The organism is Nonomuraea soli (assembly GCF_013761175.1).
GTDB lineage: Bacteria > Actinomycetota > Actinomycetes > Streptosporangiales > Streptosporangiaceae > Nonomuraea > Nonomuraea soli.
Map to the genome: position 1 here is coordinate 195,579 of NZ_JACDUR010000002.1, position 14,951 is coordinate 210,529.

The window sequence follows — 14,951 nt, forward strand, 5'->3', positions numbered from 1 at the left end:
GGCCGCGGCGGCAACCGCGGCCGGACCGGTTGTACGCCACGGGGTGGGCCCGTGGCGGTCTCGCACTGTGGAGCAACCATGAATCTACATCGGTTAGCGTCCGCCGCGGTGATCCTGCTGCTCGCGGCCGCCTGCGGCCAGGCACCCCAGAGCACGGCGGGCAACACCCCGGCGCCGGACAGGAAACTCAAGATCGCGCTGTCCAACTCCTTCATCGGCAACCAGTGGCGCGTGGAGATGGAGAACGTCTTCAAGGCCGCCTGCGCGATGCCGCCGTACCTCGCCCAGGTGGAGTGCAGCATCTACAACGCCGGCAACGACGTCTCCACGCAGTCGCGGCAGATCGCCAACCTCATCTCCCAGGGCGTCGACGGCATCGTCATCAACGCCGCCTCGACCAGCGGGCTCAACGGCGTCGTGCAGCAGGCGTGCGACCGCGGCATCGTCGTGGTCTCCTTCGACAACACGGTCGACGCCGCCTGCGGCCTGACCGTCAACACCGACCAGATCGCCTTCGGCAAGCAGCTGGCGCAGTTCATCGTCGACCAGCTCGGCGGCAAGGGCAACGTGGTCATGGTGACCGGCGTGGCGGGCACCGGCGCCGACAACGACCGCAACAAGGGCGCCAAGGAGGTGTTCGCCGCCAACCCCGGGATCACGGTGGTGGCCACCTACAGCGGCATGTGGGACTCGGCGACCGCCCAGCGGGCCACCTCCGCCCAGCTGCCCGCCCTGCCCCAGGTCGACGGGGTGTGGGTCTCCGGCGGCACCGACGGCGTGATCAAGGCCTTCGGCGCGGCCAAACGTCCCATGCCGGTCTTCGGCGGCGAGGCGGAGAACGGCTTCCGCAAGTACATGGCGGGCATCCTGACGCCCAAGGTCACCGGCATGTCCATCGGGCAGCCGCCGTACCTGTCGGTGATCTCGCTGGAGCTGGCGCGCGCGGTCATCAAGAAGGAGCACCCCCGCGAGAGCATCACCATCCCGTTCCCCGTGGTGACCTCGGAGTCGCTCAAGCCGGGCGAGACGGTCTTCCCCGACCTGCCCGACAGCTTCTTCGCCGACTTCACCGACTCGGGGCCCGACGCCGCCCTGATCCTGTGCCAGGAGGCCGCCACGGACGGCACCCCGTGCCCGGGCAAGACCCTCACCGTCAACCTCGGCACGTCATGACGTCGACGGCGCCGGTGCCGACCCTCCACACCTTCGCCGTCCGAGCCACCGGGGTGGACCGGGCCTTCGGCGGGGTGCGTGCTCTGCGGGACGCGTCGTTCTCGGCGCGTCCCGGCGAGATCCACGCCCTGGCCGGGGAGAACGGCGCGGGCAAGAGCACCCTGATCAAGGTCCTGTGCGGGCTGGTCGCGCCCGACCGCGGCCGGGTCGAGGTCAACGGCCGCGTCGCGACCGCCTTCCAGGAGCTGTCGCTCCTGCCCGACCTGACGGTGGCCGAGAACCTGCTGCTGGCCGACCCGCCGCGCGGCAGGCTCGGCCTGGTACGGCGCGGCCGCCTGGCGCCCGAGGCGAGGCGGATCCTGGAGCGGTTCGGCGTCGACCACATCGACAGCCGCGCGGTCTGCGCCGACCTGCCCGTCTCCCACCGCCAGGTGGTGGAGCTGGTGCGCGTCCTGGCCACCGAGCCACGGGTGGTCTTCCTCGACGAGCCCACCGCCGCCCTCCCCGACCGTCAGGTGGAGTGGCTGGCCGGGCACATGCGGCGGCTGCGCGACGAGGGCTGCTGCGTCATCTTCACCTCGCACCGGTGGCGGGAGATCGAGCGGCTGGCCGACCGGGTGACCGTGATGCGCAACGGCACCCACGTCGCCACCAGGGAGAAGCTGGCGGAGGCCGAGGCGGTGACGCTGATGAGCGGCCGCACGCTGGGCGCGATGTATCCGGAGATCCCGCCGCCCGCCACGGCGGGGCCGGCGCTGTCCTTCAGCGATCCGGGCGGGATCTCCTTCGACCTGCGCCCCGGCGAGATCCTCGGCGTGGGCGGCCTGGCCGGTCAGGGGCAGCGCGAGCTGTTCCTCACCCTGTTCGGCGCGGGCCGCCCCGCCCGGGTCACCGTGGACGGGCGGCCGATCCGGATCAGGCGGCCCAAGGACGCCATCCGCGCCGGGCTCGGCATCGCCTACGTGCCGGAGGACCGCAAGGCGGAAGGGCTGTTCCTGCCGCTGTCCGTCCGCGACAACATCACCCTGGCCACCCTGGGACGCCGGTCGGCGGCCGGATTCGTCCGGCGCGGCGCCGAGCGCGCCGAGGTGGCGGGGATCGTGAGCAGGCTCGGCATCGCCGGAGGAGGCGCGGCGGCCGGCACCCTGTCGGGCGGCAACCAGCAGAAGGTCGTCATGGCCAGGTGGCTGCTGGCCGACGCCCGCGTCCTGCTGCTGTTCGACGTGACCAGGGGCGTCGACGCGGCCACCAAGCACGACCTGTACCGGCTGGTCGCCGAGCTGGCGAGGGCGGGCAAGGCGATCCTGTACTACTCCAGCGAGACCGAGGAGATCGCCCACCTGTGCCACCGGGTGCTGGTCCTGCGCGAGGGCAGGGTGGCCGCCGAGCTGCCCGGCCCGGTGCGCGACGCCGAGCGGATCGTGGCGGCGGCCATCGCGGACGGTGAGGCCCATGCGTGACCTCGCCGGGCGGCTCGGCTACCTGGTGCTGGCCGCCACCGCCGTCGCCTACCTGGCCGTCTACGCGACGGGACTGGGCCGCCTGCCCACGGCCTTCGACTACCTGTCCATCCTCAACACCACGCTGCCGCTGGTCTTCGTCGCGATCGGCCAGAGCCTGGTGGTACTCACCGGCGGCATCGACCTGTCGGTCGGCGGCACCGTCAGCCTGTGCGTGGCCGTCACCGCCGTGGCCGTCACCGGCTTCGAGCAGCTTCCGCTCGTGCTGGCGATCGGTACGGCCTGCGGCGTGGTCAACGGGCTCATCGTGGCGGCGGGAAGGATCGCGCCCATCCTCGCCACGCTCGCCACCCTGCCGATCTTCACCGGGGCCGCCCTGTGGGTGCTGCCCGTGCCGGGCGGCAGCATCCCTCCCCAGATCCGCGCCGTGCTCACCAACCCGGACCTGCCCACGGGGCTGATCTGGCTCGGCCTGGCCGTCGCGGGCTGGCTGGTGCTGCGCCGCACCAGGTTCGGCATGCGCGTCTACGCGATCGGCAGCGACGCGGGCGCCGCCCGCGCGGTCGGCGTGCCCGTCGAGCGCGTCACCTTCGGCGTCTACGCGCTGTCGGGACTGTGCTGCGCCTTGGCAGCGGTCTTCTACGTCTCGACCACCACCGCGGGCGACGCCAACGCCGGCGCGCCGTTCATCCTGACCTCGATCGCCGCGGTCGTGGTCGGCGGCGTCGCCTTCACGGGCGGCAGGGGCAGCGCCGTGGGCGCCGTCGCCGGGGCCGCCGCCCTGGCACTCGTCATCGACGTGCTGTTCTTCGCCGGCATCGACCCGCTCTACCAGGCGCTCTTCCAAGGGCTGTTCCTGGTCGTGGCCGTCATGCTCGGCTCGCTGGCGATGCTGCTGAGGAGGGCGACGTGAGAAGGGTGCTCTACGCCTTCGGCGCGGCCGGGGGAGTGCTGCTGCTCGGCACGATCCTGCATCCGGGCTTCGCCTCCTGGCCCAGCCTGCAGGCGATGCTGGTGGTGGCGAGCTTCACCGGGTTCGTCGCCGCAGGGCAGATGCTGGTGGTCCTGGTCGGGGGCATCGACCTGTCGATCCCATGGGTGCTCAACGGCGCCGCGATCATGCTGACCACCACGGCGCTCGGGCAGCCGGGCCGCCTGCCGTACGCCCTGCTGGTGGCCCTGGCCGTCGGCGCGGCGGCGGGGCTCGCCAACGGGCTGGGCGTGGCCTGGCTCGGCGTTCCCGCCGTCGTCATGACACTCGGCATGAACGGCGTGCTGCAGGGCCTGTCGCTCGGCCTGTCCAAAGGGCTGACCTGCGCGACCTGCGGCTCCTACGCGCCCGAGCCGCTGCGCGGGCTCTTCCCGCTCGGCGCGCTGCTCGTGTGGGCCGGGGTGGCGCTGCTGGTGACCGTCGTGCTGACGCTCACCACGTTCGGCCGCCGCGTCTACGCGGTCGGCGTCAACCCGCGCGCCGCCTACCTGGCCGGGGTGGGCGTGCGGGGCGTGACCGTCGCGCTCTACACGCTCAGCGGCGTCTTCGCCGCCCTGGCGGGCGTCATGCTCGTCGGGTACGGCGGGCAGCCGTCGCTCGGCCTGGGTGATCCGTACCTGTTCGAGTCGATCGCCGCCGTGGTCGTCGGCGGGGTGTCGATCCTGGGCGGGCGCGGCCACTACGCGGGCGTCGTCGCGGGCGCGCTGACACTGGTGGCCGTGACCACGTTCCTCCAGGCGCAGCGGGTGCCTGAGTACGGCAGGCTGATGATCTACGGCCTGGTGATCCTGGTCATTCTCCTCGCCTACGGACGGACTCGAGCCCATGACTGACGTGTTCGGCGACGTGCGCTGCGAGCTGGGCGAGAGCGCCCTGTGGGACGGCGAGCGGCTGTACTGGGTGGACATCACCCGCGGCCAGATCTACGCACGAGACTGGAACGGCGGCCCCACCAGGAGCCTGGCCGTTCCCGGACCGGTCGGGAGCGTGGCGCTGCGCGCGGGCGGCGGGCTGGTCGCCGCGCTGCGCCACGCCATCGCCTTCTGCGACGTCGACCTCGGCACGGTCGAGGTGGCGCGCGAGGTCGACGAGCCGGAGGGCAACCGGCTCAACGACGGGGCCGTGGACCCGGCGGGCCGGTTCTGGGTCGGCTCGATGGACCTCGGCGAACGCTCGCCGTCGGGCTCCTTCTACCGGCTCGACCCCGACCTCGGCCTGACCCGCGTCTTCGGCGGGATCATCTGCTCCAACGGGCCCGCCTGGAGCCCCGAAGGTGACGTGCTCTACCACGTCGACTCCTCCAGGCGGGTGATCCGCCGCTACGACGCCGACCCCGCGACCGGCGAGCTGGGACCCGGGCGGCTCTTCACGACCGACCACGACTGCTACCCCGACGGGCTGGCGGTCGACGCGGAGGGCGGGGTGTGGAACTGCAAGTGGGACGGCTCGCGCGTGGTGCGGTACGCACCCGACGGCACGGTCGACCGGGTCATCAGGCTGCCGGTGTCGCGCCCGACGCGGTGCGCCTTCGCCGGCCCCGGCCTCGACGTGCTGGCGGTCACCAGCGCGTCGCTGGGTTCGGCCGACGAGCTCGCGGGCCGCGTGCTCCTGGTCGACCCCGGCGTTCGCGGCCTGCCCGCGCCCGCCTTCGCGGGGTGAGCTAGCGCGCGGCTGCGGAGCCGGTCCTGCGGGTGGCCACCAGGTAGGCGAGGGCCGCCGCGAAGCCGAGGATCGAGACCAGGTCGTTGAACCGCAGCCCGAGCACGTACGGCGAAGGGTCGATGCGCAGCCACTCGATCCAGGCGCGGCCGGTGGTGTAGGCCATGGCGTACACCGCGAACACCCGGCCGCGATCCAGGCGGAAGCGCCGCTCGGCCCACACCACGAAGGCGGCCACGCCCAGATTCCACAACGACTCGTAGAGGAAGGCCGGGTGGTAGGTGGGCGTGGACTCCAGGCCGGGCGGCCGGTGGGCGGGGTCGATCTCCAGCGCCCACGGCAGGGTGGTCGGCCGGCCGTACAACTCCTGGTTGAACCAGTTGCCCCAGCGGGCGATCGCCTGGCCGAGCGCGAGCCCTGGAGCCAGGGCGTCGGCGAAGGCACGCAGGTCGGCGCCGTGGCGGCGGCAGGCCAGCCACGCTCCCACCGCGCCGCCCGCGACCGCGCCGAAGATGCTGATCCCGCCCTCCCAGATCGCCACCACACGCCACGCCTCCTGGCCGGGGCCGAAGTACGAGTCCCAGGAGGTGGCCACGTGGTAGATGCGGGCGCCGACCAGGCCCAGCGGCACCGCCCAGGTGGCGATCGTGTCCACGACGGCCGGATCGCCGCCGCGTGCCGCCCACCGGCGGCGGGTCACCCAGATGCCGACCAGGACCGCCAGCAGCATCAGCAGGGCGTAGGCGCGGATGGGGATCGGACCCAGGTGCCACACGGCCTGGGACGGGCTCGGAATGCTCACGGCGTCGAGTCTGGCCGCCGCGGGGCCGGGCGCACATCGAGCGGACCACCGATCGTGCGATCAGTCGACCGGTTGATGCCGGGCCGCCTGGTGGCTGACTATCGTCGAAGATGTGGAGCCCTGGGAGCGGACCCGACGCCGCTGGCAGCATGCCTTCTTCGTCTCGTGGCTGGTGCTGACCTCGGCGGGACCGCTGGTGGAGGTCGGCCAGGTCCTGCCGGTGGTGCTGGTGGCCGGGCTGGCCGCCTGGTACGCCGTGTGGTTCGTGCTGCGCACGCCCGCCTCCGGCAAGGCGGGGGCCGAGGTGCCGCTGCCGTACGTGCTCGGCGGCGGGCTGCTGTGGCTGGGGCTGTTCGCCATCGACTCCTCCTTCCTGGTCGTCGCGCTGAGCGTGCTGGTGCCGTACTGCATGGACGCCCTGCGCGTCGGGCTGGTCGCGGTCGTGTCGTTCGCCGGCGGCTGGTTGTGGCACCGCTACCACTCGACGGGATCGGTGACCTGGAGCGAGATCGCCACCACCGCGCTGATCGCGCTCAGCGGCGCCATCGCGGTCGGCTACATCAGCTCCATGGCGCGCCAGAGCGACGAGCGCAAGCGCCTCATCGAGCAGCTGCAGGCCGCTCAGGAGGCACGCGCCGCGGCCGAACGGCAGGCGGGCGTGGCCGCCGAACGGCAGCGGCTCGCGCGCGACATCCACGACAGCCTCACCCAGGGGTTCGCCAGCGTGGTGATGCTGCTGGAGGCGGCCGAGGCGACGCTGCCCGGCAACAGGCACGTGACGCAGGCGCTGCGCGCCGCCAGGGAGAACCTCGTCGAGAGCCGCCGCGTGGTGGGGGCGCTGCGACCAGGACAGCTCGACGAGTGCGGCCTGCCCGAGGCGCTGCAGCAGCTGTCGGGCCGGTTGTCCGACGAGACCGGCGTCGACGCCTGCACCGTGATCACCGGCACGCCGCGGCCGCTGGAGGAGCGGGCGCAGGCCGAACTGCTGCGCGTGGCGCAGGAGGCCGCCGCCAACGTGCGCCGCCACGCCCGCGCCGAGCGGGTCACGCTCACCCTGTCGTACATGGAGGACCTGGTCGTGCTCGACGTCCACGACGACGGCGACGGCTTCGACCCGGGGCGGGCCGCCTCGGGACACGGCCTGTCGATCATGCTGGAGCGTATGGAACAGCTCGGCGGCACGCTGATCGTGGAGAGCGTGCCCGGCGCGGGCGCGACCGTCGTCGCCAGCCTCCCCCTGAGCGTGCCCGTGGGCGCGCCGTGACCGTCCGCGTCCTGATCGCCGACGACCACCCCGTGGTCCGCGACGGCATCCGCGCGATGCTGGAGACCCAGGACGACCTGGAGGTGGTGGGCGAGGCGGTCGACGGGGCCGAGGCCGTACGGCTCGCGGGCACGTTGCGCCCCGACGTCACCCTCATGGACCTGCAACTGCCCGAACTCGACGGTGCCGGAGCGATCGGCCGCATCCGCGAGAACGACCCGGGCGCCCGCGTGATCGTCCTGACCACCTACGACACCGACAGCGACATCTCGCGCGCCATCGACGCGGGCGCCATCGGCTACCTGCTCAAGGACACCCGCCGCGAGCAGCTGTTCGACGCCATCAGGGCGGCGGCGCGCGGCGAGAGCGCCCTGTCACCCTCGATCGCCTCGCGGGTGCTGTCATGGGCACGTTCCGACCCGCCGGGAGCGCTCAGCGGACGGGAGATCGAGGTGCTCGGCGCCGTCGCCCGGGGCCTGAGCAACAAGGCCATCGCCGCCCACCTGTGCATCAGCGAGGCCACCGTCAAGACCCACCTCCTGCACGTCTTCGCCAAGCTCGGCGTCGACGACCGCACCGCCGCCGTCACCGTCGCCGCCTCCCGGGGGATCATCCGCCTGGGCCCGTGACGGGACGCATCGCCGGCGCATAGCGGATGTATCAATCCGGACGGCCACCCTGGTCTCACACCACCCGAGACGAGGAGGCCGACATGTCCGTCGTGCGCACGCACACCTACTCCGTCGCCGAAGCCGACCTCGAGGAGTTCCTCGCCCGGCGGGCCGGCCTGATCGGCACCGTCAGGGAGATCTGCCCCGGCCTCACGCACGCCGTGCTCATCCAGCTCGACGACGGCACCTACCGCGACACCTGGCACTGGGAGGACACCGGCCGGCTGGAGGCCGCCTCGCGCGCCGTCGCCGGCCTCCCCGAGGTGCCGCCGGCCATGGCGCTCACCAAGGACCTGAGCACCCAGGACGGCCACGTCGTCGACGAGCGCTGACCCCCGACGCACCTTCCGGACGGAGAGAGACGATGAGCACCACCCCCAAGCACGCCGCCGACAGCCACGACACGATCCGCGTGTACGGCGCGCGGGAGAACAACCTCAAGGACGTCAGCATCGAGATCCCCAAGCGGCGCCTGACGGCCTTCACCGGCGTCTCCGGTTCCGGCAAGAGCTCGCTGGTGTTCGCCACGATCGCCGCCGAGTCGCAGCGACTGATCAACGAGACCTACAGCGCCTTCGTCCAGGGGTTCATGCCGGCGCTGGCGCGGCCGGACGTCGACGTGCTCGACGGCCTGACCACGGCGATCATCGTCGACCAGGAGCGCATGGGCGCCAACCCGCGCTCCACCGTCGGCACGGTGACCGACGCCAGCGCGATGCTGCGCATCCTGTTCAGCCGGCTCGCCCGCCCCTACATCGGCCCGCCCAACGCCTACTCCTTCAACGTCGCCTCGGTCAGGGTCGGCGGCGACGTCACGGTCGAGCGCGGCAACCAGACGTTCGTGCGGGAGAGCTTCTCCCGCGCCGGCGGCATGTGCCCCCGCTGCGAGGGCATGGGGCGCGTCACCGACATCGACCTGACCCAGCTCTACGACGAGGACAAGTCGCTCAACGAGGGCGCGCTGACCGTCCCCGGCTACAGCGTCGACGGCTGGTACGGCCGCATCTTCACCGGCTGCGGCTTCTTCGACCCCGGCAAGCCCATCAGGTCCTTCACCGAGCGCGAGCTGCACGACCTGCTCCACAAGGAGCCCACCAAGATCAAGGTGGACGGCGTCAACCTCACCTACGAGGGCCTGATCCCCAAGCTGCGCAAGTCGATGCTCTCCAAGGACAAGGAGTCGCTGCAGCCGCACGTGCGGGCCTTCGTCGAGCGGGCGGTCACCTTCGCCTCGTGCCCCGAGTGCTCCGGCACCCGGCTCAACGAGGCCGCGCGCTCGGCCACGATCGAGGGCGTGAGCATCGCCGACGCCTGCTCGATGGAGATCCGCGACCTGGCCGAGTGGATCGGCGGCCTCGACGAGCCGCCGGTCGCGCCCCTGCTGTCGTCGCTGCGGCACACCCTCGACTCCTTCGCCGAGATCGGCCTGGGCTACCTCACCCTCGACCGGTCGTCGGGCACGCTGTCGGGCGGCGAGGCTCAGCGGGTCAAGATGATCCGCCACCTCGGCTCCTCCCTCACCGACGTCACCTACGTCTTCGACGAGCCCACCGTCGGGCTGCACCCGCACGACATCCAGCGCATGAACCAGCTGCTGCTGCGCCTGCGCGACAAGGGCAACACGGTGCTGGTCGTCGAGCACAAGCCCGAAGCCATCGCGATCGCCGACCACGTCGTCGACCTCGGCCCGCGCGCCGGCACCGCCGGCGGCCAGGTGGTGTTCGAGGGCACCGTCGAGGGGCTGCGCGCCAGCGGCACGCTGACCGGCCGCCACCTCGACGACCGGGCCGCCGTCAAGCCCGAGGTCCGCCCGCGCACCGGCGTGCTCGAGGTACGGGGCGCCCGCTCGCACAACCTGCGCGACGTGGACGTCGACATCCCGCTCGGGGTGCTCTGCGTCGTCACCGGCGTGGCGGGATCGGGCAAGAGCTCCCTCATCCACGGCTCGGTCGCGGGCAGGGACGGCGTCGTGGCGATCGACCAGACGGCCATCCGCGGCTCCCGGCGCAGCAACCCGGCGACCTACACCGGGCTGCTCGACCCGATCCGCAAGGCCTTCGCCAAGGCCAACGGGGTCAAGCCCGCCCTGTTCAGCGCCAACTCCGAGGGTGCCTGCCCGACGTGCAACGGCGCCGGAGTCGTCTACGTCGACCTCGGCATGATGGCCGGCGTCGAGAACCCCTGCGAGGAGTGCGAGGGCAAGCGCTTCCAGGCTTCCGTGCTCGAATACCACCTCGGCGGCAAGGACATCAGCGAGGTCCTGGCCATGCCGGTCGGCGAGGCGCTGGAGTTCTTCGGCTCCGGCGAGGCGCGCATCCCGGCGGCGCACGCCATCCTGGAGCGGCTGGCCGATGTCGGGCTCGGCTACATCAGCCTGGGCCAGCCGCTGACCACGTTGTCGGGCGGTGAGCGGCAGCGGTTGAAGCTGGCCACGCACATGGCCGACAAGGGCGGGGTGTACGTGCTCGACGAGCCGACGACCGGGCTGCACCTGGCCGATGTGGAGCAGTTGCTGGCGCTGATGGACCGGCTGGTGGAGTCGGGCAAGTCGGTGATCGTGATCGAGCATCACCAGGCGGTGATGGCGCACGCCGATTGGATCATCGACCTGGGTCCCGGCGCCGGCCACGACGGCGGGAAGATCGTCTTCGAGGGCACCCCCGCCGACCTGGTCGCGGCCCGCTCCACCCTGACGGGCGAGCATCTGGCCGCCTACGTCGGCCACTGAGAACCCCAGAACCCCCGGCAGGAGGCCAGTCCCATGTCCACCGAGACGAGCAGCCGCGAGACCAACCGGTCCTACCGCGACGTGCTGCGCAACCGGCACCTGGCCGGGCTCCTCCTGGGCGACCTGCTCGCCGGCGCGGGCACCGGCATGATCATCGTGGCCATGCCGGTGCAGACGCTCGCCATCCACGGCGACGTGCCCAAGGCGATCGCCATCGGGCTCGTGGAGGCGGCGCCGTTCATCCTGTCGACCCTGCTCGCGCTGGCCATCGGGCTGGGTCGGGTCACGATCGCGCCCCGGGTGCTGCTGATCGCCGACTGCCTGTTCAGGTCGGTGACCTTCACCGTGCTCGGCGCGCTGGCCCTCACCGGGCGGCTCACGCTGCCGGTGCTCATCTTCGGGCTGCTGGCGGGGTCGGTGTTCCGGATGGCGGGGTCGAGCAGCAGGCGGCTGCTGGCGACCTCGCTGGCGGGGGAGAGCGGGCAGTTCGCGGTCAACGGGCTGCTGGGGCTGAACGCCACGTTCGCGCTGTACATCGTGGGGCCGGTGCTGGGCGGGCTGATCGTCGCCACCACCAGCGCGGGGGTGGCGCTGGTGTGCGATGCGGCGGGGGCGCTGATCCTCCTGGCGGCCGTCCTCCTCGCCGTCCCCCGCTCGTCCCGCGAGGCCTCGTCCGAGGAGCGGGGGGCCGGGGCGGGGCGGGGGGTGCGTGGGGTCGAGTCGGGGTGGCGAATCTTGCGCCGTCGCCCCGTCGCCGCCCGCCTGCTGGTCGTCGAGTTCTTCTTCAACTTCCTCTACATGCCCATCGAGATAGCCCTCCCCCTCTACGTGCGCGACCGCCTCGATGCCGACGCCTCGGCGCTGGGGCTCATGTGGGGCGCCCTGGGCCTGGGGGCGTTCGCCGGCGCCGCCCTGGTCAACCAGCTGCGCAACCTCCCGCAACGCCACGTCCTCATCGCGATCGTCGGCCTGTGGGCGATGTGCCCGATCGCCCTGGCGTTCGTCGACGACCTCACTCCAGCCCTGGTCGTGTTCGCCCTGGGCGGCCTGGTGTGGGCGCCGTTCACCCCGGTGGCCTACAGCTTCCTGCAGTCGGGTGTGCGCCCCGAGGAGCAGCAGCAGGTCGTCACCCTCTGGACGACCGGCTCCACGGTGGCCGCTCCGCTCGGCCTCCTGGCGGGCGGCCCGCTCATCGAGCTGGCCGGCAGTGTCAGGGGTCTCGTGCTGTCAGGCGTGCTGACCCTGATGCTGCTCCCGATCGCCGCGATGGCGGTCCTCCGGCGCACCCCTCATTATGGTGAAGCTCGTCGTTAATGTGCGGGGTTGAACAATCGGGCGTTCAGGTGGTCGACGGCGAAGCACACCGCGCCCACGGCCACGCACTCCTCCCCGAGCGTCGAGCCGCGGATCTCGGGGGTGCGCAGGCACATGGTCTCCAGCTCCGCCCGCAGCGGCTCCTTCAGCACGTCCGCCGACCGTGAGAAGCCGCCGCCCAGCACCACCAGCTCGGGATCGACCGTGAGGGTCATGGCCGCCGTCGCCATCGCCAGCACCTTCACGTAGCGCAGTACGGCGGTCGTCGAGCCGGGGTCGCCCTGCCGTACCGCCTCGAACAGCGCGGCCGCCACCTCGCCGGGCGCCAGCCCCGAGGTGACCGGTGACACGGACGCCTGCAGCAGGTCGCTGGAGGCGGCCAGGTTGAACAGCGGGTGCACGCCGATCTCGCCCGCCGCTCCGCTCGAACCGCGCAGGGGCGCGCCGTCGAGGATGACCGCGGCTCCGGGGCGGCGCCCGAGGTGCAGGTAGACCAGGTTGTCGACCTGCCGCGCCGCGCCCTTGCGGTGCTCGGCCAGGGCGGCCAGGCGGCTGTCGTTCTCGACCACCACGGGGCACGGGAGCCTGGCGCTCAGGTGCTCGGCCAGCGGGGCGCCCGACCAGTCGCGGATGGCGCGTGACAACACGATGCGCCCCTCCAGGTCGATGTAGCCGGTGCTGCCGGCCACGGCCCCCCAGACCTCGTCCTCGGTGGCGCCCGCCCCCGTCAGGCAGGCGTCGATCGCGCGGTCGACGGCTTGCAGCCGTTCGTCCCTGGTCAGCGCGGGCGTCACCGGCACGCGGGACAGGTGCACGACGTTGCCGTCGAGGTCGCCGAGCGCGGCCCTGACGTTGTGCGCCCCTATGTCGAGCCCCAGGACCCGCCCCGCCTCCGCGCGGAAGCGGTAGCGGCGTGCGGGCCGGCCCTTGCCACCCGCGCTGGGGTCCATCTCGGCCACCCAGCCCTGCTCGATCAGGTCGTGGACGGCCTGCTTGACGGTGGCCCTGGCCAGTTCGGTGCGCTCCGCCAGGTGCGTCAGCGGCATCGGACCTCCGGCGCGCAGGGCCGCCACGACGGCCAGCGAGTTGAGCTTGCGCAGCCGCTGGAGATCGCCGCCGCTCACGGCGAGAGTCACGCTGGCTCCCTCTTGACGGATATTAATGGCGGACTCCACTATAAAGGCGCCTCAAGGAGATGATCCAGTGTCCACCAAGGGCAACGTCCTGACGCCACGCCTCGTGCCCGTCGCCCGGTAAGGACCCCTCGTGCTGCTGCCCCGACCCGCAGGGTTCTCCCAGGAGCCCGGCGAGCCCTTCGTCCTGTCCGCCGACACCGTGATCGCCGCGCCCGCGCCACTCCTGCGCGCGGCCGGCTGGTTGCGGGAGGTCCTGAGACCCGTCACCGGCCTGCCGCTGCCGCCCGGGCCGCCCGGGGACCACGCCATCGAGTTCACCCTGGCCGCCGACCTCGGCCCCGAGTCCTACCGCCTCGCCGTACGAACCGCGACGGTGCTGGTCGAGGCGGGAGACGCCGCAGGGGCCTTCTACGCCGCCCAGACCCTGCGCCAGCTCCTGCCCCCGGCCGCCTTCCGCCGGGGCTCCATCGGCGAGACCGGCTGGACGCTGCCGCCCGTCACGATCGAGGACCGCCCCCGGTACGGCTGGCGCGGCGTGCTCATCGACGTCGCCCGCCACTTCCTGCCCAAGAACGACCTCCTGCGCTACGTCGACCTGCTGGCCGCCCACAAGCTCAACGTCCTGCACCTGCACCTGACCGACGACCAGGGCTGGCGGGTGGAGATCAAGGGCCTGCCCAGGCTGACCGAGGTCGGCGCCTGGCGCAGGGAGAGCCCGCTGGGCGCGCGGCAGCACGGCGTGTTCGACGGGCGCCCGCACGGCGGCTACTACACCCAGGACGACCTGCGGGAGATCGTCGCCTACGCGGCCGACCGCTTCGTCACCGTCGTGCCCGAGATCGAACTGCCCGGCCACGCCCAGGCGGCCATCGCCGCCTACCCCGAGCTGGGCAACACGCGCAGGCCCCTGGAGGTGGCGACCCGCTGGGGCGTGTCGTGCAACGTGGTCAACGCCGAGGACTCCACCCTGGACTTCTACCGCACCGTGTTCGACCAGGTCATGGAGATCTTCCCGGGCCGCTACGTCTGCGTCGGCGGCGACGAGTGCCCCAAGGAGCAGTGGAAGCGCAGCCCCTCCGCGCAGCGCCGTATCCGCGAGCTGGGCCTGCGCGACGAGGACGAGCTGCACGCCTGGTTCGTGCGCCAAATCGGCGAGCACCTGGCCGCCCGGGGCAGGAAGCTGCTGGCCTGGGACGAGATCCTGGAGGGCGGCCTGCCGCCGGGCGCCACCGTGGCCGCCTGGCGCGGAGGCGCCGGGGCGATCACGGCCGCGCGCGCAGGACACGACGTGGTCACCAGCCCGTTCGACCGGCTCTACCTCGACTTCCGCCAGGCCGAGGGCGGCGACGAGCCGGTGCCGATCGGCAGCGTCACCACGCTGCGCGACGTCCACGCCTTCGAGCCGGTGCCGGCCGGGCTCGAGGAGGAGCACGCCGGACGGGTCCTGGGCAGCCAGGCCGCGCTCTGGACCGAGCACATCGACTCGCCCCGCGCCCTCGACTACATGGCCTTCCCCCGGCTGCCTGCCTTCGCCGAGGTGATGTGGAGCCCGCCGGGGGGCGACTTCGACGACTTCCGCACCCGGCTGGGCCACCACGAGCCGCGCCTGGCCGCGCTGGGTGTGGAGTATCGCAAGGACACCGGCCCGGAGCCCTGGCAGACCCGCCCCGACGTGCGGGGCTGGCCCAAGGAACGGGCCACGGTCGACGCCCAGATCGACGCCTGGACCTCCACCCTCGTCGCGGAAAGGTGA

The 14,951-nt window shown here is 72.5% G+C and carries 13 protein-coding genes; 11 read left to right on the plus strand and 2 right to left on the minus strand.

Annotated elements, in window-relative coordinates; translation table 11 throughout:
• Positions 1-108 precede the first annotated feature (108 nt).
• From HNR30_RS08230 to HNR30_RS08250, 5 genes are read left to right on the plus strand one after another with little or no spacing between them, the layout of a single operon-like run.
• Complete coding sequence (locus HNR30_RS08230; RefSeq protein WP_220133377.1) at positions 109-1,173, plus strand: sugar ABC transporter substrate-binding protein; 1,065 nt, start codon at positions 109-111, stop codon at positions 1,171-1,173.
• Entirely contained in the window at positions 1,170-2,633 is a 1,464-nt protein-coding gene (locus tag HNR30_RS08235; RefSeq protein ID WP_181609152.1) for a sugar ABC transporter ATP-binding protein, read from the plus strand. Before HNR30_RS08230 ends, HNR30_RS08235 begins: the two co-directional genes overlap by 4 nt.
• Entirely contained in the window at positions 2,626-3,546 is a 921-nt protein-coding gene (locus HNR30_RS08240) for an ABC transporter permease (RefSeq protein WP_181609153.1), read from the plus strand. Before HNR30_RS08235 ends, HNR30_RS08240 begins: the two co-directional genes overlap by 8 nt.
• Positions 3,543-4,457, plus strand: coding sequence for an ABC transporter permease (locus HNR30_RS08245; RefSeq protein ID WP_181609154.1), 915 nt, complete (start codon positions 3,543-3,545; stop codon positions 4,455-4,457). Before HNR30_RS08240 ends, HNR30_RS08245 begins: the two co-directional genes overlap by 4 nt.
• Positions 4,450-5,283 carry an SMP-30/gluconolactonase/LRE family protein gene (locus HNR30_RS08250; RefSeq protein WP_181609155.1) on the plus strand — a complete coding sequence of 278 codons (834 nt, stop codon included), beginning with the start codon at positions 4,450-4,452 and terminating at the stop codon, positions 5,281-5,283. Before HNR30_RS08245 ends, HNR30_RS08250 begins: the two co-directional genes overlap by 8 nt.
• A 1-nt stretch (position 5,284) precedes the next feature.
• Here HNR30_RS08250 and lgt read toward each other — a convergent pair whose 3' ends face one another.
• A complete protein-coding gene (gene lgt / locus HNR30_RS08255; RefSeq protein WP_181609156.1) occupies positions 5,285-6,085 on the minus strand; it encodes a prolipoprotein diacylglyceryl transferase in 801 nt (266 codons plus the stop codon).
• A 112-nt stretch (positions 6,086-6,197) separates the two neighbouring features.
• Here lgt and HNR30_RS50010 point away from each other — a divergent pair, with 112 nt between their 5' ends.
• The 5 genes from HNR30_RS50010 to HNR30_RS08280 all read left to right on the plus strand — a co-directional run bounded on the left by HNR30_RS50010 (position 6,198) and on the right by HNR30_RS08280 (position 12,062).
• On the plus strand, positions 6,198-7,349 hold the full coding sequence (locus HNR30_RS50010; RefSeq protein WP_181609157.1) for a sensor histidine kinase: 1,152 nt from the start codon (positions 6,198-6,200) through the stop codon (positions 7,347-7,349).
• Positions 7,346-7,978, plus strand: a complete 633-nt coding sequence (locus tag HNR30_RS08265) for a response regulator (protein ID WP_181609158.1) — start codon at positions 7,346-7,348, stop codon at positions 7,976-7,978. The genes HNR30_RS50010 and HNR30_RS08265 overlap by 4 nt, the downstream gene beginning before the upstream one ends.
• 83 nt (positions 7,979-8,061) lie before the next feature.
• Positions 8,062-8,352: a hypothetical protein gene (locus HNR30_RS08270; protein WP_181609159.1), complete on the plus strand. Its 291-nt coding sequence runs from the start codon at positions 8,062-8,064 to the stop codon at positions 8,350-8,352.
• Between the two features lie 32 nt (positions 8,353-8,384).
• On the plus strand, positions 8,385-10,748 hold the full coding sequence (locus HNR30_RS08275; RefSeq protein WP_181609160.1) for an ATP-binding cassette domain-containing protein: 2,364 nt from the start codon (positions 8,385-8,387) through the stop codon (positions 10,746-10,748).
• 33 nt (positions 10,749-10,781) lie between these two features.
• Positions 10,782-12,062 (plus strand): MFS transporter, encoded by a 1,281-nt coding sequence (locus HNR30_RS08280; RefSeq protein WP_220133378.1) that lies wholly within the window; start codon positions 10,782-10,784, stop codon positions 12,060-12,062.
• Here HNR30_RS08280 and HNR30_RS08285 read toward each other — a convergent pair.
• The gene (locus HNR30_RS08285; RefSeq protein WP_181609161.1) at positions 12,059-13,198 is read right to left on the minus strand and encodes an ROK family transcriptional regulator; all 1,140 of its coding nucleotides are present in this window, start codon (positions 13,196-13,198) and stop codon (positions 12,059-12,061) included. The two genes, HNR30_RS08280 and HNR30_RS08285, sit on opposite strands and share 4 nt — an antisense overlap.
• A 133-nt stretch (positions 13,199-13,331) precedes the next feature.
• Between HNR30_RS08285 and HNR30_RS08290 the strand changes: the two genes are divergently transcribed.
• On the plus strand, positions 13,332-14,951 hold the full coding sequence (locus tag HNR30_RS08290; protein WP_220133451.1) for a beta-N-acetylhexosaminidase: 1,620 nt from the start codon (positions 13,332-13,334) through the stop codon (positions 14,949-14,951).

What these genes read in the sequence shown, in the direction of transcription:
- HNR30_RS08235 (WP_181609152.1), top strand. Translation starts at nt 1,170, where the DNA reads ATGACGTCGACGGCGCCGGTGCCGACCCTCCACACCTTCGCCGTCCGA.
- HNR30_RS08240 (WP_181609153.1), top strand. Translation starts at nt 2,626, where the DNA reads ATGCGTGACCTCGCCGGGCGGCTCGGCTACCTGGTGCTGGCCGCCACC.
- HNR30_RS08250 (WP_181609155.1), top strand. Translation starts at nt 4,450, where the DNA reads ATGACTGACGTGTTCGGCGACGTGCGCTGCGAGCTGGGCGAGAGCGCC.
- HNR30_RS08270 (WP_181609159.1), top strand. Translation starts at nt 8,062, where the DNA reads ATGTCCGTCGTGCGCACGCACACCTACTCCGTCGCCGAAGCCGACCTC.
- HNR30_RS08275 (WP_181609160.1), top strand. Translation starts at nt 8,385, where the DNA reads ATGAGCACCACCCCCAAGCACGCCGCCGACAGCCACGACACGATCCGC.
- HNR30_RS08280 (WP_220133378.1), top strand. Translation starts at nt 10,782, where the DNA reads ATGTCCACCGAGACGAGCAGCCGCGAGACCAACCGGTCCTACCGCGAC.